Source organism: Halobacillus sp. GSS1, assembly GCF_017307035.1.
Taxonomy (GTDB): domain Bacteria; phylum Bacillota; class Bacilli; order Bacillales; family Halobacillaceae; genus Halobacillus; species Halobacillus litoralis.
The window spans coordinates 68189-88140 of the sequence record NZ_JAFLHE010000001.1; the positions used below are offsets into that span (position 1 = coordinate 68189).

Annotated in this window: 21 protein-coding genes; 12 read left to right on the forward strand and 9 right to left on the reverse strand. The window is 43.3% G+C overall.

Annotated features, from left to right (window positions below; all coding sequences use genetic code 11):
• The first annotated feature begins 3 nt into the window (after positions 1–3).
• Positions 4–1413 carry a dihydrolipoyl dehydrogenase gene (lpdA, locus tag J0K78_RS00355; RefSeq protein ID WP_160912939.1) on the forward strand — a complete coding sequence of 470 codons (1410 nt, stop codon included), beginning with the start codon at positions 4–6 and terminating at the stop codon, positions 1411–1413.
• Between the two features lie 168 nt (positions 1414–1581).
• Here the strand turns inward: lpdA and J0K78_RS00360 are convergent, their stop codons facing one another.
• The 3 genes from J0K78_RS00360 to J0K78_RS00370 all read right to left on the reverse strand — a co-directional run bounded on the left by J0K78_RS00360 (position 1582) and on the right by J0K78_RS00370 (position 4887).
• On the reverse strand, positions 1582–1956 hold the full coding sequence (locus J0K78_RS00360; RefSeq protein ID WP_206944937.1) for a hypothetical protein: 375 nt from the start codon (positions 1954–1956) through the stop codon (positions 1582–1584).
• 280 nt (positions 1957–2236) lie between these two features.
• Positions 2237–3772, reverse strand: a complete 1536-nt coding sequence (locus J0K78_RS00365) for a glycine betaine uptake BCCT transporter (RefSeq protein ID WP_206944938.1) — start codon at positions 3770–3772, stop codon at positions 2237–2239.
• A gap of 38 nt (positions 3773–3810) precedes the next feature.
• Positions 3811–4887 (reverse strand): FUSC family protein, encoded by a 1077-nt coding sequence (locus J0K78_RS00370; RefSeq protein WP_206944939.1) that lies wholly within the window; start codon positions 4885–4887, stop codon positions 3811–3813.
• 138 nt (positions 4888–5025) lie between these two features.
• Between J0K78_RS00370 and J0K78_RS00375 the strand changes: the two genes are divergently transcribed.
• Together J0K78_RS00375 and J0K78_RS00380 are read left to right on the forward strand one after the other, a co-directional pair.
• Positions 5026–5871 (forward strand): polysaccharide deacetylase family protein, encoded by an 846-nt coding sequence (locus J0K78_RS00375; protein WP_206944940.1) that lies wholly within the window; start codon positions 5026–5028, stop codon positions 5869–5871.
• Positions 5872–6064: 193 nt separating this feature from the next.
• Positions 6065–6178: a GapA-binding peptide SR1P gene (locus J0K78_RS00380; RefSeq protein ID WP_089652758.1), complete on the forward strand. Its 114-nt coding sequence runs from the start codon at positions 6065–6067 to the stop codon at positions 6176–6178.
• A gap of 232 nt (positions 6179–6410) precedes the next feature.
• Here J0K78_RS00380 and J0K78_RS00385 read toward each other — a convergent pair whose 3' ends face one another.
• Positions 6411–7880, reverse strand: a complete 1470-nt coding sequence (locus J0K78_RS00385; protein ID WP_206944941.1) for an aminotransferase class I/II-fold pyridoxal phosphate-dependent enzyme — start codon at positions 7878–7880, stop codon at positions 6411–6413.
• A gap of 125 nt (positions 7881–8005) precedes the next feature.
• Here J0K78_RS00385 and J0K78_RS00390 point away from each other — a divergent pair, with 125 nt between their 5' ends.
• Together J0K78_RS00390 and J0K78_RS00395 are read left to right on the forward strand one after the other, a co-directional pair.
• Positions 8006–8965, forward strand: a complete 960-nt coding sequence (locus J0K78_RS00390; protein ID WP_206944942.1) for an NAD(P)H-dependent flavin oxidoreductase — start codon at positions 8006–8008, stop codon at positions 8963–8965.
• Between the two features lie 11 nt (positions 8966–8976).
• The gene (locus J0K78_RS00395) at positions 8977–9249 is read left to right on the forward strand and encodes a UPF0223 family protein (protein WP_206944943.1); all 273 of its coding nucleotides are present in this window, start codon (positions 8977–8979) and stop codon (positions 9247–9249) included.
• Between the two features lie 36 nt (positions 9250–9285).
• Here the strand turns inward: J0K78_RS00395 and J0K78_RS00400 are convergent, their stop codons facing one another.
• The gene (locus J0K78_RS00400; RefSeq protein ID WP_206944944.1) at positions 9286–9924 is read right to left on the reverse strand and encodes a YktB family protein; all 639 of its coding nucleotides are present in this window, start codon (positions 9922–9924) and stop codon (positions 9286–9288) included.
• 178 nt (positions 9925–10102) lie between these two features.
• Here J0K78_RS00400 and J0K78_RS00405 point away from each other — a divergent pair, with 178 nt between their 5' ends.
• A complete protein-coding gene (locus J0K78_RS00405; RefSeq protein WP_146818828.1) occupies positions 10103–10291 on the forward strand; it encodes a hypothetical protein in 189 nt (62 codons plus the stop codon).
• 300 nt (positions 10292–10591) lie between these two features.
• Complete coding sequence (locus tag J0K78_RS00410) at positions 10592–11401, forward strand: inositol monophosphatase family protein (protein WP_206944945.1); 810 nt, start codon at positions 10592–10594, stop codon at positions 11399–11401.
• A 38-nt stretch (positions 11402–11439) separates the two neighbouring features.
• Here J0K78_RS00410 and J0K78_RS00415 read toward each other — a convergent pair whose 3' ends face one another.
• On the reverse strand, positions 11440–11628 hold the full coding sequence (locus J0K78_RS00415; protein ID WP_370550779.1) for a hypothetical protein: 189 nt from the start codon (positions 11626–11628) through the stop codon (positions 11440–11442).
• Between the two features lie 121 nt (positions 11629–11749).
• Between J0K78_RS00415 and J0K78_RS00420 the strand changes: the two genes are divergently transcribed.
• Positions 11750–12130, forward strand: a complete 381-nt coding sequence (locus J0K78_RS00420; protein WP_160912964.1) for a YlaH-like family protein — start codon at positions 11750–11752, stop codon at positions 12128–12130.
• Positions 12131–12973: 843 nt separating this feature from the next.
• Here the strand turns inward: J0K78_RS00420 and J0K78_RS00425 are convergent.
• Positions 12974–13177: a YlaI family protein gene (locus J0K78_RS00425; protein ID WP_160912966.1), complete on the reverse strand. Its 204-nt coding sequence runs from the start codon at positions 13175–13177 to the stop codon at positions 12974–12976.
• 127 nt (positions 13178–13304) lie between these two features.
• Here J0K78_RS00425 and J0K78_RS00430 point away from each other — a divergent pair, with 127 nt between their 5' ends.
• Complete coding sequence (locus J0K78_RS00430; RefSeq protein ID WP_370551070.1) at positions 13305–13598, forward strand: hypothetical protein; 294 nt, start codon at positions 13305–13307, stop codon at positions 13596–13598.
• A gap of 34 nt (positions 13599–13632) precedes the next feature.
• Here J0K78_RS00430 and J0K78_RS00435 read toward each other — a convergent pair whose 3' ends face one another.
• Both J0K78_RS00435 and J0K78_RS00440 read right to left on the reverse strand, forming a co-directional pair.
• Positions 13633–14211 carry a YhcN/YlaJ family sporulation lipoprotein gene (locus J0K78_RS00435; RefSeq protein WP_206944948.1) on the reverse strand — a complete coding sequence of 193 codons (579 nt, stop codon included), beginning with the start codon at positions 14209–14211 and terminating at the stop codon, positions 13633–13635.
• An 84-nt stretch (positions 14212–14295) separates the two neighbouring features.
• Positions 14296–14790, reverse strand: a complete 495-nt coding sequence (locus J0K78_RS00440; RefSeq protein ID WP_206944949.1) for a hypothetical protein — start codon at positions 14788–14790, stop codon at positions 14296–14298.
• A 90-nt stretch (positions 14791–14880) separates the two neighbouring features.
• On the opposite strand from J0K78_RS00440, the gene glsA reads away from it, so the two are divergent.
• The 3 genes from glsA to pyc all read left to right on the forward strand — a co-directional run bounded on the left by glsA (position 14881) and on the right by pyc (position 19824).
• Positions 14881–15810, forward strand: coding sequence for a glutaminase A (glsA, locus tag J0K78_RS00445; protein WP_206944950.1), 930 nt, complete (start codon positions 14881–14883; stop codon positions 15808–15810).
• 81 nt (positions 15811–15891) lie between these two features.
• The gene (locus J0K78_RS00450) at positions 15892–16173 is read left to right on the forward strand and encodes an Fpa/YlaN family protein (RefSeq protein ID WP_075036512.1); all 282 of its coding nucleotides are present in this window, start codon (positions 15892–15894) and stop codon (positions 16171–16173) included.
• A 207-nt stretch (positions 16174–16380) separates the two neighbouring features.
• Positions 16381–19824, forward strand: a complete 3444-nt coding sequence (pyc, locus tag J0K78_RS00455; protein WP_206944951.1) for a pyruvate carboxylase — start codon at positions 16381–16383, stop codon at positions 19822–19824.
• Positions 19825–19952: the final 128 nt, after the last annotated feature.

Sequence of the window (19952 nt, forward strand, 5' to 3'; positions counted from 1 at the left end):
AGTATGGTAGTAGGAGATTTCCCAATTGAACTAGATACGTTAGTTGTCGGTGCGGGTCCTGGCGGTTATGTTGCCGCTATCCGTGCTGCACAATCCGGTCAAAATGTAACCATTGTCGATAAAGGTAACCTAGGTGGCGTTTGTTTGAACGTCGGTTGTGTTCCTTCTAAAGCGTTGATCCAAGCAGGTCACCGTTATGAACATGCTCAAGGTGCTGAAGACATGGGTATCAAGTCAGAAAATACAACCGTCGACTTTTCTAAAGTACAAGAGTGGAAAGGCGGCGTTGTTAACAAACTGACTGGCGGTGTTGAAGGTCTTCTTAAAGGAAACAAAGTAGACATCGTTAAAGGCGAAGTATACTTCGTAGATAAAAACACGGTTCGTGTCATGGATGAAAAGAACTCTCAAACATACACGTTCAACAATTGCATCATTGCAACTGGTTCTCGTCCAATCGAGATTCCTTCTTTCAAATTCTCTGATCGTGTTCTAGATTCTACAGGTGCTTTGAATCTGGATGAAATCCCAGAGAAAATGGTCGTTATCGGAGGAGGTTACATCGGTACTGAACTTGGTACAGCGTATGCAAACTTCGGTACAAAAGTAACGATCCTTGAAGGAACTAAAGACATCCTTGGCGGCTTCGAGAAGCAAATGTCTTCCATCGTTAAGAAGCGTCTGAAGAAAAAAGGCGTAGACGTGGTGACTGAAGCCATGGCTCAAGGTGTAGAAGAGACGGAAAACGGAGTTACCGTGAAGTATGAAGCTAAAGGTGAAGAAAAATCCATTGATGCTGATTACGTACTTGTAACTGTTGGCCGTCGTCCGAACACAGACGAAATCGGTCTTGAGGATCTTGGAATCAAGATGTCCGATAAAGGAATCATCGAAATCGATAAACAGTGCCGTACGAGCATTGATAACATCTATGCTATCGGAGATATCGTTGATGGTCCTCCACTTGCTCATAAAGCTTCTTATGAAGGTAAAATCGCTGCAGAAGCGATTTCTGGTGAGAAGTCTGAAATCGACTACCTTGGAATTCCAGCTGTCGTCTTCTCTGATCCAGAACTAGCTTCTGTTGGTTACACAGAGCAAGAAGCGAAAGATGCTGGCTACGAAGTGAAAGCATCTAAATTCCCATTTGCAGCAAACGGACGTGCGCTATCTCTTAACGAAAGTGACGGCTTCTTGAAGCTCGTGACACGTAAAGAAGACGGCCTTGTCATCGGTGCTCAAATCGCTGGTGCGAATGCTAGTGACATGATTGCTGAGCTTGGCTTAGCTATCGAATCCGGCATGACAGCTGAAGACTTAGCACTTACCATCCACGCTCATCCGACACTAGGGGAGATCACGATGGAAGCAGCTGAAGTTGCGATCGATCAACCGATTCACATCGTTAAATAATAATAAATTTAGAAAGCCCGCCAGACTCGCGAGAGTCTGGCGGGCTTTTTTATAGGGAAGAAGGCTTCACGCCTTTTGTGCGCAGGATTAACAGATCTCTATAAATCATTAGGTTTCACTGTTTTCATATAAAATCGAGCCTTCCCTGATGATAGGAAAGGCTCGATTTTATCTAACCATGGCTATATGATTTTCCAGTGTCATTAAAATCTTTTTACGTGGGTTGTTTCCGGATATCGTGGTCACCGTTTTTCCTTCTTCTTTAACTACAAGTACGGGTAAATCATCTGTTGGGATGTTCAGGTCATTTATATCCTTTTCGGTTTGTTCAAATTGCAATTCAGCACCGTCATCCTGTTTCAATTTCCAATCAAGGAGGGCGCTTAAGTAATCTTGCGCGGATTCTTGTTGGTCCGCTTCAGTGTATAAGTATAATTCGTAATTCTCAGGTGTAGCCGTAAGTACTTGGATGGTTTCGCCTTTCTGTAGACATCCCGCGAGTAAGAATATAGCTAAGAAAGATAGGAATATACGATTCATCATGGTCCGACCCACTCCCTTGTCTTTAATCCATTCTCAGTGTAACAAGAAATGAGGCAGATATTTTAGATGTTATCTTTTTGTCATGGAAATGATAGTCCTCTGTTGTAATGTGACATCTCATGTAAAAATGTTTAAGTAAAAATGGAACACCTATGTGGCTGAAGTAGCTGTATAAAGAGCCTGAAGCATTGCTCTAAGCACGAAGAGTTAGGAAGTGAGGGTAGGGGTTTTATAAAATGAAAAGCACCCAGAAAGTGAATTCTGGGTGCTTTTATCATGACTATTTCGTTTTCTTCTTAAGATCGACTTTTTTAGCTTCTTCCTGGAAGGTCTTGAACAAGGAGAAGCAGATGAGAATCATAATAAAGGTGAACGGGAAGGCCGCTATGATTGCTGCCGTTTGTAGTGCACCTAATCCACCTTGCCAAAGTAGCACAGCGGCTGCTCCAGCCTGGATAATTCCCCAAGTGAATTTAACCTGGTTCTTAGGATTCAAGCTTCCATTCGTCGTCTGCATGCCCAGAACGAATGTTGCAGAGTCGGCAGAAGTGACGAAGAACGTACTAATAAGCAATAGACCAATGGTAGACATAATCGCACCTAATGGTATATTTTCCAACATAGAGAAGAGAGCGACTTCTGTACCTAGTTCACTTACGTCTGAATAGATGTCTACATTATTGAAGTACTCCAGTGAAATGGCTGTTCCACCGAATATAGAGAACCAAAGAGCTCCAAAGATTGTTGGAACAAGAAGAACGCCTAGAATGAATTCGCGGATGGTTCGACCACGGGATACACGTGCAATAAAGGTTCCTACGAACGGAGCCCAGGAAATCCACCATGCCCAGTAGAAGATGGTCCAGCCTTGAACCCATGAACTATCTTCATCAAATGGTGTCATACGAAAACTCATGTAAGGCAAGTCACGCAAATAGGAACCGAATGATGTTGTGAAATAATCCATGATGAAGTTTGTCGGTCCTGCAAACAGCATGAATACCATGAGAACGATAGCAAGGACAACGTTAGTGTTACTTAGGTATTTAATACCTTTGTTCAATCCAGTCATAGCAGAAACCATGAAGAGTACAGTTACGACAGCGATAATAATCAGCTGTAAAGTAAATGTATCTTCCAAACCATCAATGGTAAAGGCAAGACCACTGGATATTTGTAGTGCTCCAAGCCCTAGAGAAGTGGCTACACCGAAGATGGTTGCAAAAACTGCGATGAAATCAATAAGCGTACCAAGAGGACCTTTTACTCTCTTTTCACCAAGTACAGGTGTTAAAGCAGCACTAATGACCCCTGGTGCATCTTTTCTGAATTTAAAGTAAGCCAGTGCGAGCGCTAAAACAGCGTAAATGGCCCATGGATGTAGACCCCAGTGGAAGAAGGTGTACTTCATGGCAGACTGAGCAGCTTCTTCGCTCATAGGTTCTTGACCAGGGATTGGTGGCGTATGGAAGTGAGAAAGGGGTTCTGCAGCTCCCCAGAAAACTAGTCCAATTCCCATACCTGCACTAAAGAGCATGGCAAACCATGTAATGTACGGATACTCCGGTTCGTCATCCGGTTTACCCAATTTCAACTTTCCGTATTTTGAGAAGACCAAAAAGATAGCAAAAATTAAAAATCCTGTAGCTGACAATAGGTAGAACCATCCAAATTTTTCTGTCAGGAAACCTTGAATGTTCGATGTTACATTTTTTAAATTCCAAGTCGGTAGCACATCTTCAGGGATGACTCCCCAGCCGATGAATAAGAAAGCGACAACTACCGAAATGTAAAATACTTTAGTTACTTGATTCATTACTGACTTCCCTCCTAATTTAAAATTTCTTCACCACATTATGACTGATCTGGAAAATAGCATTTTTTCACTAATTGTGCTTGTTTTTCAGACATATTCTGCAATTCCTCCAATACGTCGTGAAAGCAAAGCAATTCGTAAATTAAGATCGTCTGTGGTGGTAAATGATGCCGGTAACCCGTCTGCTTTACCACATGGTCTTCTTTCCATTTCCAGAATGCATCATCCAGCTTATGGACCATCTCGAACTGTCTTTCGTTAATCGAGTGGGTCGGGTCACTAAGTACATGCGTGAATTCCTCCGTAAGTGCAAGCAAAAGTTCTTTTTCTTCGTTAGTGAAATCAGAGGCTTTTGTTTGTACATACTGCAAGTTTCCAAGATGATAAGCAATTTGTTGGAAAGCCGCCAGTTTTCGTTGCGAGAGTTGAAAAGCGACCATCGCTTCTTCTGAGTGACGATGGTATTTCCACTCTTCTCTTTGATATTGAGAAAGCTGATTTGTCTTTTCCAGATGGGCCGTCAATTGCCGGTAGGACCTCTGGATCGTACGAGTTTTCTCTTTAGATTCTGCCGTTACCTCGGAAATTATTCGCTTCAAAAGCAGACCAGCATGATTATACAAACCGTTGATGTTTTTGTAAATCATAGGCGAATAATTCGGTGGTAAAAGGAAAAAATTCACAAAAGTCGAGATGATGATTCCAATGGAGGTTGTACCCAATCTCGTAAAAAATGAAACCACATATTGATCTTGGAAGTCAGGAATCATCGCTGTCGCTGTGATGGTGGCGACCAGGATTCCATCATCCAGTTTCAATTTGTGACAGACGGCGATCGTCACCATAGCTACAAGAGCGAATGTCAACGCACCTTTTCCAAACAGCCCGTAGAACGTGGTAGCAAGCAATGCGCCAATGGCCGACGCAGGAAATCGTACCGCGGCCTTTTTTATCGAATCTGCAGCTGTGTGTTCAATCGTGACGATAGCTGTGATGACAGCAAATATAATGGGTAAATTAAAAAAACCGCAAATCAATGCAGTCAAAAAGACAGAAATCCCCGTTTTTAACGTTCGGCTTCCTAAAAATTTGAATTTTTTCAATGAATGTAGCATTTTAATCACCCATATGTAAGAAGTCATGAGACCACGATAAAACATTATATAATATTTTACCCGAAAACGATAGATATATTGTTGAATTTTCTTTTATAATGAAGGAAGTGGAAATACATAACAGTGGAGGGAACACCTATGAAAAAATGGACAAGTCTGTGGGTCGTACTTATTTTTCTGCTTTCTGCCTGCTCTGGAGCAAATGGTGAGGAAGCTAAGAAACAAGAAGAAGAAGCTGTAGAGAAAGAGCCGAAAGAAGAAGTAGTAGAGGAAGAAAAGGCGGATGAAGAAACAGATGAAGAAATAGAAACGAAAGAAACAGCGGAAGAAGATGAGGAAGTAATGAAGAATGCAGAACCACAATATGAATTGACAGGTAACTGGTCGTTCAAGCCGATCAGAGAAGCGAATCCAAAAGTCGCTCTTCTTACAATTGATGATGCACCAGATACCCACGCAGTGGAAATGGCTGAAACGTTGAAAGAAAAAGATGCACCGGCGATCTTTTTCGTAAACGGACATTTTATTGATACACCAGAAGAAAAAGAAAAATTAAAACAGATTCATGAGATGGGCTTTGCAATCGGGAATCATACGGCTTCGCATGCGAGCCTGCCTGACCTTAGTGAAGAAGAACAACGAGAGGAAATTGTTGGATTGAATGATAAGATTGAAGAAATCATCGGTGAACGTCCCGTCTTTTTCCGTGCACCTTTTGGTCAGAATACCGATTTCTCTAAGCAGTTGGCGGAAGATGAAGGAATGCTCGTCATGAACTGGACTTATGGGTACGATTGGGAAAGTGACTATCAGGATGATCAAGCTCTTGCTGACATTATGGTCAACACCCCACTTTTGAACAACGGTGCGAACTTGCTGATGCACGACAGGGATTGGACGAACAAAGCGTTGGGTTCTATTGCGGATGGTCTGCGTGAGAAAGGCTATGAGCTGTTAGATCCAGCACTTATACAAACGCCTTAATCAAAAAGATCACTCATTGGAGTGATCTTTTTTTAGTCTTAAAAATGAACCTTCCTCATATACTAGTAGGTAGGAAATTATTAGTATGACACATTTTTAAAAAAAGTTATACTTTTGGGCTTGATTTTTCGATTGTGCCATATTAGAATGAAATTACGTTGAAAACGATTACAAATATGGGGAGTGGATGTGAATGGGTACAATCGTATGTCAAGACTGTCAGAAGGTAATTGAGCACTACGAAAATGAGAAGGTTTCTACTCTTTACAGCACCTGTCCAACTTGCAACAAACCAGAAGACAAATAAAAAGTATGTACTATTAAACGGGGGCATCCTTTCTGTGAAGGAAGCATAAAAGGAAAGAATCAGGTCTACGGCCTGGTTCTTTTTTTTGGCGCGCGAAGGATTTCCGATGAGAGGAAATCCCTTCGCGCCAAAGAGCAGGAGAGTCGCGCCAAAGAGCAGGAGAGTCGCGCCAAAGAGCAGGAGAGTCGCGCCAAAGAGCATTCAAATAAAAGAAGCCCATATCGGGCTTCTTTTATTTGAATGCTCGTTGTTCACGAATGACTTGAATGGTTTCAAGAGTATCATCTTCAGGGCCTTGTACCGGTAGGCCGGCTTCAACATTATCATGAATGTAGTCAATGTTTTCGCGTGTAATAATTTCACCTGGAATGAAAATGGGAATGCCAGGAGGATAGACCATGACGAATTCCGCACTGATCCTTCCGACAGCTTCTTTCAGCAAGATGGTTTCGGTAGACGAGTAGAAGGCTTCTCTTGGAGAAAGAGCGAGCACAGGGATGTCTGGGACCTTCACCTGGATGTTTTCTGTTTCCTCTTTGTCCGAGTGCTCGTTAGAAAGGTTTTCTAGAGCTGTTATGAGCTCGTCGATATCTTCCTCTCGATCACCAGGAGTCACGATACATAAAATGTTGTACAAATCGGACAGTTCCACTTCAATATTGGCTTTTTCTCTAAGCCAGACTTCAACGTCATAGCCGGATAACCCGAGCTTTTTAACAGAGATGATTAATTTCGTAGGGTCAAAGTCTACTGTAGCATCGCTCGTCAAAATTTCACTACCCGGACAATAAATACCTGGAATGTTATTTAATTTTCTTCGGGCATAGTCTGCCAGGCGAAGGGTTTTCTCCATCAGCTCCCGCCCGTGAACAGCAAGATGTCTTCGTGCTGCATCCAGACTTGCGAGTAAAAGATAGGAAGTTGACGTCGTGTGCAGCATGGATAAAATCGACTGCACTCTTTCATGGGAAACGAGTCCTTCACGTAAATTCAGTACGGAACTTTGGGTTAATGAACCACCCAGCTTATGCACACTTGTCGCTGCCATGTCAGCACCTGCCTGCATTGCAGAAAGGGGGAGGCGCTCATGGAAGTGGATGTGGACCCCGTGTGCTTCATCGACAAGCACAGGGATATCAAAGCTGTGTGCAATGCTGACAATCTTTTTCAAATCGGCAGACACTCCGAAATAAGTCGGGTTGATGACGAGCAGTCCTTTTGCATCCGGGTGTGCTTCACATGCCTTCTGCACAGCCTCTGAAGTGATTCCGTGAGAGATACCGAAGCGCTCGTCCAGTTCCGGGTGGATAAAGACGGGTTTCGCTCCTGAAAAAATAATCGCTGTTGTAACAGATTTATGGACGTTCCTTGGCACGATAATTTTATCACCAGGATGGCAGACGCTCATAATCATTGTCATGATTGCACCGGAAGTGCCCTGAACGGAGAAAAATGTATAATCTGCACCGAAGGCTTCTGCTGCTAGGTCTTGGGCCTGTTTAATTATGCCTTGCGGGTGGTGCAGGTCATCGAGCGGTTCAATGTTGATAAGATCGATCGAAAGTGCTTGATCTCCCATAAAGGTCCGGAACTCTTCATCCATTCCTTTTCCGCCCTTATGACCTGGAATATGAAATTGGACCGGCTTGCGGTCCCTATGTTTTTTTAACCCTGTAAACAGGGGAGTTTCATGTTGGTCCATTTGTGTTTCCACCTCTTTAATATAGAAAAGCACATGAATTATAGCAGGTTATACGTTCGCTTGCTAGTCTTTTTGTGTATCCTTTTTCCAATCATGCTAAAATGAAACAAAGGGGAGGGGTTCATGTGGAATGGAAAACTCGCGTTACAGAAGCTTTAGGCATTACATACCCGATTATCCAGGGAGGGCTTGCTCACCTCGCTTATTCTGAATTGGCTGCAGCGGTTTCAGACGCTGGAGGACTTGGTCAATTAACGGCGATGAGTATGGAAGGTACCGATCAACTAAGGATGGAAATCGCTGCAGTAAGAAAAAAAACGAACCGACCGTTTGGTGTGAACTTCGCAATCGGCCAGCATGGTCGTCCTTTCCAAGAGATGGTTCAAGTGGCTGTGGAAGAAAATGTACCGGTCATATCTGTGACAGGCGGAAATCCTGCACCAGTGCTCGAGTTAGTCAAAGGTACTGGAATCAAAACCCTCGTTCTTGTAGCAGCAAGACGTCAGGCAGTTAAAGCGGAAGAGCTGGGTGCTGATGCCGTTATGGTCGTCGGTCATGAAGGTGGGGGACACCTTGGACGTGATGATGTTGGTACATTCGTCCTGACGCCGCAAGTCGTGGACGCCGTTGATATCCCTGTTATAGCGTCAGGAGGAGTAGGAGACGGAAGGGGTTTGATGGCTGCCCTTGCTTTAGGAGCGGAAGGGGTAGAGATGGGGACGCGGTTTATAGCAACTAAAGAATGTGTCCATGCCCATCCCGCTTATCTGGAAGCTTTGATACAAGCGGACGAGACATCCACCACCATCATAAAAAGAAGTTTGAAGGCCCCGGCTCGTGCCTTGAAAAATGAGTGGACAGCGCGTATCTTGGAATTGGAAGAGGAACAAGCTGGTTACGAAGGCTTAAAATCCTACATCAACGGTGAAGCGAATAAAACCTTCATATATGATGGAAAACAAGCCGGCGGATTTGGCTGGGCTGGGCAAGTGGCTTCAAGGATCCATGATGTTCCATCGGTCAGTGAGCTGTTTAAACGCATAGTCACGGAAGCGGAAGAAATTCGCAACCGTTGGAGCAGATAAGGAGGAGAAAAGTGAGTTATACGTATCCAATCGATGAAGTGTATTGGTCAAAAGAAGAAATTATCGATGTCGTTAATTTTTACAGTATGGTAGAACAAGCCTATGAAAAAGGAGTCGACCGCGATGAGCTGATGCTCGCTTATACACGGTTTAAACAAATCGTTCCATCTAAAAGTGAAGAAAAAACGCTTTGCGGACAATTTGAGAAAGAATCCGGCTATTCTTGTTACAGAACTGTGAAACAGGCGAAAGGTCTTAGTAAAGGCGACAAATTGAAAATGTAAACAAAAAAGGCGCTCCCTCATGGGCGCCTTTTTTGTTTACTGATCGAGTTGTTTTGTGTAACGGTATAAAGGTTCAAGGGTTTGGAATGTTTCTCTACAAAGCTTAAGGAAAGCATCTGGATCTTTCAGACGGTCATCTCCGCGTTCAATGTTCCTGCCGCACAGGATCTCAGCTTTTTTCACAGTCTTCAGACGCTCGGTCATGCTCAAGAACTTGTCTTCATCAACATCAGACTGAGGAATGCTGTCCGGTTTCGTATGATCGATGGACCATACATAGTCCTCCGGGATATGTTGGAGAACTTCATCCTTGTTTTGCTCCAATTTATAAGCAAAGTCCTGTTTGATGGGACTTTCGTAGATTACAGCAAACCATATGAATACATGAGACTCCCACAAGCCAATTTGGAAATGGGGAAGCTTCTTGTATCCGCGTTTATTTGAAGCGAGAGCTGCCCAAGTATCGTTCGGCGGATTAGTTTTACGTCGGGCGTGTTTCGCTACGTGAACGAACATTTCGTCACCCGTCATTGCTGTGACATCTGCAGAGAGCTCTGTCGCTACAGCCTCAAGCTTTGGGGAAATACGATCTTTTAAAGCTTCCATTCTATTTTCTAATCCTGGAATGGAAAAAACATCAAAGTCCTCTTGTGTAAATCCACTAAATGTCGTCATTCGATCAACTCCTTCATTTCTCGCCCTTATTTTACCACAACGAACCACGCTTACTAAGTGATGTGTTCCCCTGGTTTGAATTCTGTGAAAATGGGTTACATATAAGTAATCTAATTGAAACTTATGTCGCAAAAGTCACATATATATATAGTAAGGATTTGAAAGGGAGGGGTTAGCAGTGAAACATGTCATGGAAGCATTGCGTAAAAGAGAAGCGGAAGAGAAGCTCCCGGTAATCCGTATGGAGATTGATTACGAATTGGTGACCTTGCATGATGCCATGATCGCCGGAGATGTCGAACAAATTAAAAAAACAAAGAGAAGACTCTCTGAACTTCGTAAGCAATTGATTGAATGGTCCATATAAGAGCGAGCAACACTAAAGTTGCTCGTCTTTTTTATTGCCTTAAAACACTAAGCTTACTGAAGAATAGGCGGATTGTTGAAGACTCAGTTTCGAGATGTTTTTTGAGTGGATGGGGCGGAGGCTCACCGCCCGCCCTTGGAAAGCGAACCTTTTCCCGGAGTCCCTAGAACCACAAAATCTTCTCGAAACTGAGTCTTCAAGAAAAGGGAGCTTTAGTTGGACAAGGGGATCGGATTTGATGCAATGTTTGGACGGATTTGGTACGATAAAACTTGATACTTATAAAAGGGGTACGATGTTATGGATCAACAGAAAAAGAACGAGATTTTTGAAAACGCAAAAGCTTGGGTCTTGGAAGCTGGTGAACGAATCAAAACCAACATTGATTCGCCTCGATCCATTGAAACGAAATCCAACCCGAATGACCTGGTCACGGAAATGGATCAGGAAACAGAACAATTTTTCGCAAAAAAAATCAATGATACGTATCCGGATCATTACTTGTTAGGAGAAGAGGGATTCGGTGATGAAATAGAAGACCTTGGAGGAACGGTCTGGATTGTAGATCCTATTGACGGAACAATGAATTTTGTTCATCAAAAAAGGAATTTCGCCATTTCTGTTGGGGTGTATTATGATGGTGTCGGTGAAATTGGTTTGATTTACAATGTCATGGACGGTGTTTTATATACAGCTAAACGAGGCGAAGGCGCCTATAAGAACGAACAAAAGTTACCGCAACTTGATGAAAAACGTCCATTGAATCAATCGATACTCGCACTGAATACTACCTGGTTAATACCTGAAAATCCACACGTAGATCATAAAGGCATGGAAGATTTAGTGAAAAAATTGCGTAGTACAAGATCCTATGGTTCTGCTGCTTTGGAATTTGCTTTTGTTGCTGAAGGGCTTCTGGATGGTTACTTGACGATGACGTTGATGCCTTGGGATTATGCTGCTGGAAGTATCATCGTTCGTGAAGTCGGTGGAATCGTTACCCGTGCCGATCGCGAAGAGTTGGACTTGCTGAACAAAACAACAGTCCTTGCCAGCCGGTCGAACATTCATGAAGAAATATCGAAGGATTACGTTCGTTTGAAAAAATAAAAGAAAGCGACCTCGTTCGAGGTCGCTTTCTGCATGATTCAGGATGTTTGCTGATGTTTTCTTTTTCTTCTCAAACCTATACTCATAAGAGCAAATCCAGAAAAGAAAAGGACGGCTGCAAGCCAGAAGATTTCTTGGCCGATAGCAAAACCAACGGCGACAAATGATAGAATAACTAAACTGGCTAATAGTGCTGTGTTCATATGAAAGTTCTTCAAAAGGCTCACCTCTATTCAGGTCTATTATATAGGATTTGTCGATATAATGAAAATGGTTTCACGGGTAGCATCCGGCAGGGCTTTCTAGTATGATAGATAACAGAATAGGGTATCCATGAGGAGGAACATCATGAACGATATGTCCACACTACCTGTGCCGACGGATCTATGGCCGGTGGCCGACTTCTTTTTCCGCGGATTTGGAAGTGAAGTGAATTTAAATGATGAAAGCGAAGTGACCATGCTCTTTCGATCTTTCATGCTTCTATACTTAACGACTGTTATACTTGCCATCCTTACATTCAAACTGGGATTTGCCAGAAAACTACCTTTGATGAAAACGATTGTTGTTTATTCCGTTCTTATCATAGGTACGTTCGTTTTAACTTTGATCCTTGGATTGAATTTACCGCTCCCAGAAAGTTTGGTCGTTGCAGCCTTGATCCTTGGTATTTACCGGATCCGGCTTCACAGAGAACGCGGAGCCCGTCAGCAAAACGAATCATCCTGACCCAAAACCCCCTTTCCTTAGTAAGGAAAGGGGGTTTTTTGTTTAGCATTCATGTGCAGAATGCTGTTCTAATGAGTACTTAAAGTATATGGCAGGATTGTGGAAGAGTCAGTTTCGAGATGTTTTTTGAGTGGATAGGGGCTACAGGGAATAGCTCGCTTTCCGCGGGAGCGCGGTGAGCCTCCTCGGACTGCGTCCTGTGGGGTCTCACCAAGCACTTTTTTCCCGCAGGAGTCTCGCCATTCCCCTCCGCCCCTTTACTTTATAAGTGTCTCGAAACCACCACTTAAAAAATCAGCTTACATGGTTATTAGAAGTTAATAATATAAACTTTACTCCATTGAGGTATAGAGCATACGCAAATGCTTGATACAACGCACTAAATGCCCGCCCAGGGGAGAAGAATTGGAACGTTACTTATGAATACAAGTGTTCTAATCATCGACTTCCCTCAACTATTCAAGCTGCCCCTTTTAGAAGTGGTTTCGAGACTCTGATATAGCAAAGGGGCGGAGGGAAACGGTGAGCCTCCTATGGGACGTGTGGGACAGGTGAGACCCCGGAAGGCGTAGCCTGAGGAGGCTCACCGCCCGCCCCATGGAAAGTGTTCAAATGCGGAATCGTCCTGGTAGACACGACTGGCATAAGCAGAAGAGCAAAGGAATGTGTTTTCCATTCCTTTGCTCTTCTGCTTATGACGCGAGTGTCTGGACGATGGAGCAAGACGAACCTTTTCCCGGAGCCCCTAGAATCATACAATCATCTCGAAACTGAGTCTTCCACAAACGGGATCTTATGTTTAACAAATAAAAAAGAGAGAGGAAAACCTCTCTCTTTCAGTGACTAGCTTAAATGCTTTTCTTTTTTTCGCTCTCTGTTGAAACGGAAATTACCGGTAGCTAAACGTTTTTTTGTGTTATCTTCTATACGATCGTGGCAGGATTGACACATGTACGTGTGAATCCGGCGATTCCGAAGTCGTTTTGCCTGTAGGCAGTAGCTGTCAATTTTCTCGATTTCATCGCAAATGACGCATTGTACACGCATCTTTTTCACCTCTATTTTCCATTCGATTACATATAGTTTAACATAATAAGTTTTTTATAAATAGATGAGATTTCCACGTTTGACTTCAATAATGAATGGGAAATGTATTACAGAAGTAGATGAAAGGATGATTTGTTTGAGAAAACGTTGGATTTTCACAGCTATCGGTGCTGCAATTGGAGGAACACTTGCTTACTTCTTAAAAGATGAGGACAACCGTCAGCAAGTCAAAGACAAGGCAAAATCATTCCAGAGTAATTTTGGGAAAACAGAAGACCTTCCTGTAGAGGAAGCAGGGAAGCCTGAGACAGCCTCTCTTGATAATTCAGACATGGTTGCAGAGGGATCTCAATTCGGTGTCCAATACTATAATGAGCTGACAGAAAAAGAAAGAGAAATCCTTGAGAAAAGCAACAGCTAAATCCCTGCGAGGATTTAGCTGTTTTTCTGTTCGTTTAGTCTTGTTTTGATTGTTCTTTTTCAATTTTCTCGAGTTGTTTTTGTTCCTTTTCAGTTACAGAGTCCTGGTTTGAGTTCGATTGTGGCTTTTCTTCAACCGAACCACTCGGCATATAACGACCGACGATTTGACTCAGTTCATCGGTTACAGCTTCCACTGGGTGACCTTCGGACATCTTCTGGCCAAGGCCTCTGAGTCGTTCTACACCATCTGCGTCTGCAATGACAGCTGCCTGCTTTCCGTATGGGTCATGTTTCAAGGCTTCGGCTACAGAGTATTTGATGACGCCAACGCGAGAGCGATCGAGGTCTTTGTCGACATCAATTCCTACAACTACATAGTCGCCAAGAACGAGGGCTGTTGCATCATGAACATCAGGCACTTGTATAGCGAGCTTGGCGAGGTGCCTTGCTGCTTGTTGACTCGTCATGCTTTTCTTTTCTACTGGATCTGAATCGGTGACATATTTCAACTCAGGATCGTTTTGTCGTTCCTGCAGCAGTGACTCTTCACCGCCGTTTTGCTGACACGCAACTAAGGCCAAAAGGGCTGTTAACCAAATTAATTTTTTCAAAGGAATCACCACTTTTTTATTTATAGCCTGTGTCAGCTTGCAGATAATATACAAAAAGGACAGCTTAAAAAGCTGTCCCATCCTTTACTGCAATACGATTTTTTTGATTCCTTTGATCGGTTCGGAACGGTTGGATCCATCTTTGAAATAAAGATGAACGGGCCCCTGCTCTTGCAATGGCTTTCCGTTTTCAGCGAAAAGTAGAAGTGAATCGGATAAAACATCTGCATCGATTACTTCTTCGCCTTCATCCGTGACCAGTGCCGCTTTTTTTACACCGGCTGCTGGTTCGCTGGTATGTAGGAAAGGTTTCAGTGGCATGAGGAAGGTACCTTTCAAAATTCTTTGTTTTTCATAACGATTGATACTTTTGTTAACTGGTGGATTGATTTTTTGTTGATAGACTTCTCGGTCAAAACGTGTAGACTGGCGTTTTAATTCGTCTTCTTCTGTTGGTTCTACTGGGTTTTCTTCACCTTCGAATACCTCTGAGAACGTTTTTTTACGATCGTCGAAAATCCAGACGGTTGGGTCGAGTGTGATGGGGAATTTAACATTTCCTGCTATTTGAACAATCATGGCTGTGGCCACCTTTCGATTAATAAAAAGTCATCCATCCAAAATCATAGCAAAAAATGAATTCGATTTCATTAAAGGAGGCATGATCCATTGATTAAAGATATTACAGAAAGCGTGTTGGAAGATTGGTTAGAGAATGTTCGACCATATGCATACGACGGCCAGGTGGCTAACTATATTCCGGCGTTATCACGCAGCAACCCGGAAGATCTCGCGGTCGCTATCCATTATATAGACGGAAATGCAGTAGAAGCTGGAGAAACGGAAGTAAGGTTTACGCTTCAAAGCATATCGAAAGTCATTTCGCTTGCACTTGCTCTCATGGATAACGGAGAAAGTTACGTATTCGATCGTGTAGGCATGGAACCGACAGGAGATCCGTTTCACTCGATTTACCGTTTGGAACAAATTCCATCCAAACCGCTTAATCCCATGATCAATGCCGGGGCTCTAGCGGTGACCAATATGATTCACGGAGACACGCCTGATGAGAAAGTGGGGCGCTTGTTGAGCTTTATCCATGACTTGACCGATGATCATTCCATTGGTTACAACGAAGAAGTAGCCACATCAGAATTTGAATCTGCTTTTCTGAACAGGTCCTTGCTTTTTTACATGAAGCAGCATCAAATTGTTACCGGAAGTGTGGAGGAAACGCTTGATGCCTATACGAAACAATGTGCGATTGAAGTAAATGTCTGTCAACTGGCCCGGATTGGAGCGCTGCTTGCGAATGGTGGAAAGGACATCCATTCTGGTCGCAGAATTATTCCAAAGCATCTTGCAAGAATATGTAAAACCTTTATGGTTACGTGCGGCATGTATGATGCTTCAGGATCTTTTGCTATTAAAGTGGGTATACCCGCAAAAAGTGGTGTCTCGGGATCTGTCCTTGCATCGTTGAACGATTTTGGAGGAATTGCGGTTTATGGACCAAGCCTTGATGAAAAAGGGAACAGCGTGGTCGGCTTGAAACTTTTGGAAATTTTGTCCAATCGTTACGATTTATCGATCTTCTAATTGTTCATTCCAATGTTGCATTTTATTGTGTTAAACGATAAGATGAAAAGAAGAAAGACTTGTACATTGGAGGGGATTTTGATGTTGTCTGATGTGGCTGTGGATCATCGAGAAAAAGCCTATGCCCTTCTAAAAGCTGACGCTGATAAAATACTAAGGTTAATAAAAGTACAGATGGACAACTTGACGATGCCTCAGTGTCCACTTTACGAAGAAGTTTTAGATACACAAATGTTTGGATTATCCCGCGAAATTCATTTTGCGGTTCGCTTGAATTTAATCAGCGACGAAGAAGGAAAAGCACTTTTGGATAACCTTGAAAAACAGTTGAACGTTTTGCATGAGGCTGCACAGAAGTCATAAGATAAGAACTCAAATTGCGACAGTATGTTGTGATTTGAGTTTTTTTATTTTCACTTTTTTACATAAATTGTTGGTTAAGAGGGACGGCTCCCCTGTATTGTTTATTACGGAAATTGTCAGATTTGAAGGAATTTTCGATCCCTGAGTAGAAAGCTATGTAACAGAACGTACAAATTCCTAAAACATAGACAAACAGGGAGTGGAATCATGGCAAATACGAAGAAAATCAATAAAGTATTAGTTGCTAACCGTGGAGAGATCGCTATCCGAGTCTTTCGGGCGTGTACAGAATTAAATATTCGTACAGTCGCCATTTATTCGCAGGAAGATACAGGTTCTTATCACCGTTACAAGGCCGATGAGGCTTATTTGATTGGTGAAGGAAAAAAGCCGATTGATGCGTATTTGGATATTGAAGGAATTATTGAAATCGCTAAGAGCGTGGGGGTAGATGCCATACACCCAGGATACGGATTTTTATCTGAAAACATTGAGTTTGCAAGAAGATGTGAAGAAGAGGGTCTTACATTCATCGGGCCGACCAGTGAACATTTGAATATGTTTGGAGACAAGGTGAAAGCGAGAGATCAAGCCGTACAAGCGGAGATTCCCGTCATTCCAGGAAGCGACGGACCTGTCAGTGGAGTGGAAGAGATTCGTGAATTTGGTGAAGATCATGGCTATCCATTGATGATTAAAGCAGCGATGGGCGGTGGTGGCCGGGGAATGCGTGTCGTCAGAAGTGCTACAACTTTGGAAGAATCTTATGATCGTGCCCGATCGGAAGCACGAGCAGCATTCGGTAGTGATGAAGTTTACGTCGAAAAGCTGATTGAACAACCAAAACACATCGAAGTTCAAATCATCGGAGACCGTGAGGGGAACATTGTCCATCTGTATGAAAGGGACTGCTCGGTTCAGCGTAGGCACCAGAAAGTGGTGGAAATCGCCCCAAGTGTCAGCTTGAAAGATGAAGTAAGAGAGGCTATTTGCGATGCTGCCGTCAAGCTCATGGATAACGTGAAATATATCAACGCAGGAACCGTGGAATTTTTAGTGACCGGTGATGATTTTTATTTTATAGAAGTCAACCCTCGTGTGCAGGTCGAGCATACGATCACAGAGATGATTACCGGCGTTGATATTGTACAGACACAAATTCTTGTTGCGGAAGGGTTTGACCTGCATGGCGACCGTATTTCCATACCGAAACAAGAGGATATTGTCACACACGGCTATGCCATTCAATCCCGTGTGACGACAGAGGATCCTTTGAACAACTTCATGCCTGACACAGGAAAAATCATGGCCTACCGTTCAGGAGGCGGTTTTGGCGTAAGGCTTGATGCCGGAAACGGATTTCAGGGTGCCGTCATCTCTCCTTACTATGATTCTTTACTGGTTAAACTTTCTACTTGGGCACTCAGTTTTGATCAAGCCGCTCATAAGATGGTCAGGAACTTGAAAGAATTCCGTATCCGTGGAATTAAAACCAACATTCCTTTCTTAGAAAATGTGGTTCAACATAAGCAGTTCCTATCGGGAGAATATGATACAACGTTTATTGATCGTTCTCCAGAGCTCTTTGTTTTTCCAAAGCGAAAAGACCGCGGGACGAAAATGTTGTCATATATTGCTGATCGTACCATCAATGGTTTCGAAGGATATGGCAATCGCAAGAAACCAGGCTATTCCAAACCGAGAATTCCAATCATTAAGCATTCGGAACCGATACCGGGAGGAACGAAACAAATACTTAATGAACGAGGTCCTGAAGGTCTTGCCACGTGGTTGAAAGAAAGAAATGAAGTGCTGCTCACAGATACAACCTTCCGTGATGCCCACCAGTCGTTGCTCGCTACCCGTGTACGGACCAAGGATCTTGAGAATATTGCAGAACCGACCGCCCGTCTTTTACCTGATTTGTTCTCATTAGAAATGTGGGGTGGAGCAACGTTCGATGTCTCGTATCGTTTCTTGAATGAAGATCCTTGGGAGCGTTTGTTGAAATTGCGAGCAAAAGCACCGAATGTACTTTTCCAAATGCTCTTAAGAGCTTCCAATGCAGTCGGATATAAAAACTACCCCGACAATCTCATTCGTGAATTTGTTGAAAAAAGTGCCTCCGCCGGCATTGATGTCTTCCGGATTTTCGACAGCCTGAACTGGGTGGAAGGTATGAAGCCTGCTATCCAATCTGTGAGGGAGAGTGGGAAAGTAGCAGAAGCGACTATGTGTTATACGGGGGACATTCTTGATAGCAGCCGACCGAAATATGATCTCGCCTACTATAAAAAGCTGGCGCTTGAACTTCAGGAAGCAGGAGCACATATCCTGGGCATTAAAGATATGGCCGGCCTCCTCAAACCGGAAGCGGCTTATCAGTTGATTCACACATTGAAGGAAACTGTCGACATCCCGATCCATCTTCATACACACGACACCAGCGGGAATGGGTTGTTCACGTATGCCAAAGCGATTGAAGCCGGTGTTGATGTTGTAGATGTGGCAACGGGTTCAATGGCAGGATTGACCTCTCAGCCAAGTGCCAACAGTCTTTATTATGCCCTCGAAGGTAGTAAGCGGAAACCGAATGTAAATATCTCTGCTTACGAAGAGCTCGGACATTACTGGGAAGACACGAGGAAATACTACCAGGATTTCGAAAGTGGTATGATGGCCCCGCATACAGAAGTGTATGAACACGAAATGCCGGGAGGCCAATACAGCAACTTACAGCAACAAGCAAAAGCGGTCGGGTTAGGAAACCGCTGGGATGAAGTTAAGTCTATGTACCGCCGTGTGAATGATATGTTCGGAGATATCGTGAAAGTGACTCCTTCTTCCAAAATCGTCGGTGATATGGCCCTTTACATGGTCCAGAATGAATTGAATGAAGATGATATTTACGAAAAAGGCGATTCTCTTGATTTCCCTGACAGTGTCGTTGAATTTTTCCAAGGGTATCTCGGGCAGCCTTACGGTGGGTTCCCGGCTGAACTTCAACGGATCATTTTAAAAGGCAGGGAGCCGATCACGGTAAGACCAGGGGAGCTTTTAGAACCAGTCGACTTTAACAACTTGAAAGAGACCCTGTTCCATTCTCTTGATCGTCAAGTAACAAGCTTTGATATGATCAGCTATGCTCTTTATCCAAAAGTGTTCATGGATCATCATAAGTTCAGGGAGCAGTACGGAGATATGTCCGTTCTCGATACTCCGACTTTCTTCTATGGCATGAGACTTGGTGAAGAAATTGAAGTGGATATTGAACAAGGGAAGACCTTGATCGTGAAGCTTGTCTCCGTTGGTGAGCCGCAGATCGATGGGACCCGTACCCTTTACTTCGAGTTAAATGGACAACCTCGGGAAGTCGTTGTGAAGGATGAAAACGTGAAAGCGGCTGTTCAGCAGCGTCCGAAAGCAGACAAAGCAAACAGCAAACATATTGGAGCAACGATGCCGGGGACGGTCATTAAAGTGTTGTCCAATAAAGGTGAGGAAGTGAAGAAAGGTGATCACCTGATGATAACGGAAGCCATGAAAATGGAGACGACAGTTCAGGCACCTTTTGATGGAGTCATCAAGGATATTTATGTTGAGAACAACGAAGCCATCCATGTTGGAGATTTACTGATCGAATTTGAATAACATGAAAAGAGAGGAAGGTTACCAAAGCCTTCCTCTATTTTTTTATACTGTTAAATATTAAGACATCTCGAAATGGAGTTTTCCACAATCAAAAGCATTTATGGAAGGTTGAAAACCTCAGAAGCATG

Excerpts from the sequence above, each read along its gene's own strand:
- lpdA (WP_160912939.1), top strand. The coding sequence starts at position 4 with ATGGTAGTAGGAGATTTCCCAATTGAACTAGATACGTTAGTTGTCGGT.
- J0K78_RS00360 (WP_206944937.1), bottom strand. The coding sequence starts at position 1,956 with ATGATGAATCGTATATTCCTATCTTTCTTAGCTATATTCTTACTCGCG.
- J0K78_RS00365 (WP_206944938.1), bottom strand. The coding sequence starts at position 3,772 with ATGAATCAAGTAACTAAAGTATTTTACATTTCGGTAGTTGTCGCTTTC.
- J0K78_RS00370 (WP_206944939.1), bottom strand. The coding sequence starts at position 4,887 with ATGCTACATTCATTGAAAAAATTCAAATTTTTAGGAAGCCGAACGTTA.
- J0K78_RS00375 (WP_206944940.1), top strand. The coding sequence starts at position 5,026 with ATGAAAAAATGGACAAGTCTGTGGGTCGTACTTATTTTTCTGCTTTCT.
- J0K78_RS00380 (WP_089652758.1), top strand. The coding sequence starts at position 6,065 with ATGGGTACAATCGTATGTCAAGACTGTCAGAAGGTAATTGAGCACTAC.
- J0K78_RS00385 (WP_206944941.1), bottom strand. The coding sequence starts at position 7,880 with ATGGACCAACATGAAACTCCCCTGTTTACAGGGTTAAAAAAACATAGG.
- J0K78_RS00400 (WP_206944944.1), bottom strand. The coding sequence starts at position 9,924 with ATGACGACATTTAGTGGATTTACACAAGAGGACTTTGATGTTTTTTCC.
- J0K78_RS00410 (WP_206944945.1), top strand. The coding sequence starts at position 10,592 with ATGGATCAACAGAAAAAGAACGAGATTTTTGAAAACGCAAAAGCTTGG.
- J0K78_RS00420 (WP_160912964.1), top strand. The coding sequence starts at position 11,750 with ATGAACGATATGTCCACACTACCTGTGCCGACGGATCTATGGCCGGTG.
- J0K78_RS00425 (WP_160912966.1), bottom strand. The coding sequence starts at position 13,177 with ATGCGTGTACAATGCGTCATTTGCGATGAAATCGAGAAAATTGACAGC.
- J0K78_RS00430 (WP_370551070.1), top strand. The coding sequence starts at position 13,305 with ATGATTTGTTTGAGAAAACGTTGGATTTTCACAGCTATCGGTGCTGCA.
- J0K78_RS00440 (WP_206944949.1), bottom strand. The coding sequence starts at position 14,790 with ATGATTGTTCAAATAGCAGGAAATGTTAAATTCCCCATCACACTCGAC.
- J0K78_RS00450 (WP_075036512.1), top strand. The coding sequence starts at position 15,892 with ATGTTGTCTGATGTGGCTGTGGATCATCGAGAAAAAGCCTATGCCCTT.
- pyc (WP_206944951.1), top strand. The coding sequence starts at position 16,381 with ATGGCAAATACGAAGAAAATCAATAAAGTATTAGTTGCTAACCGTGGA.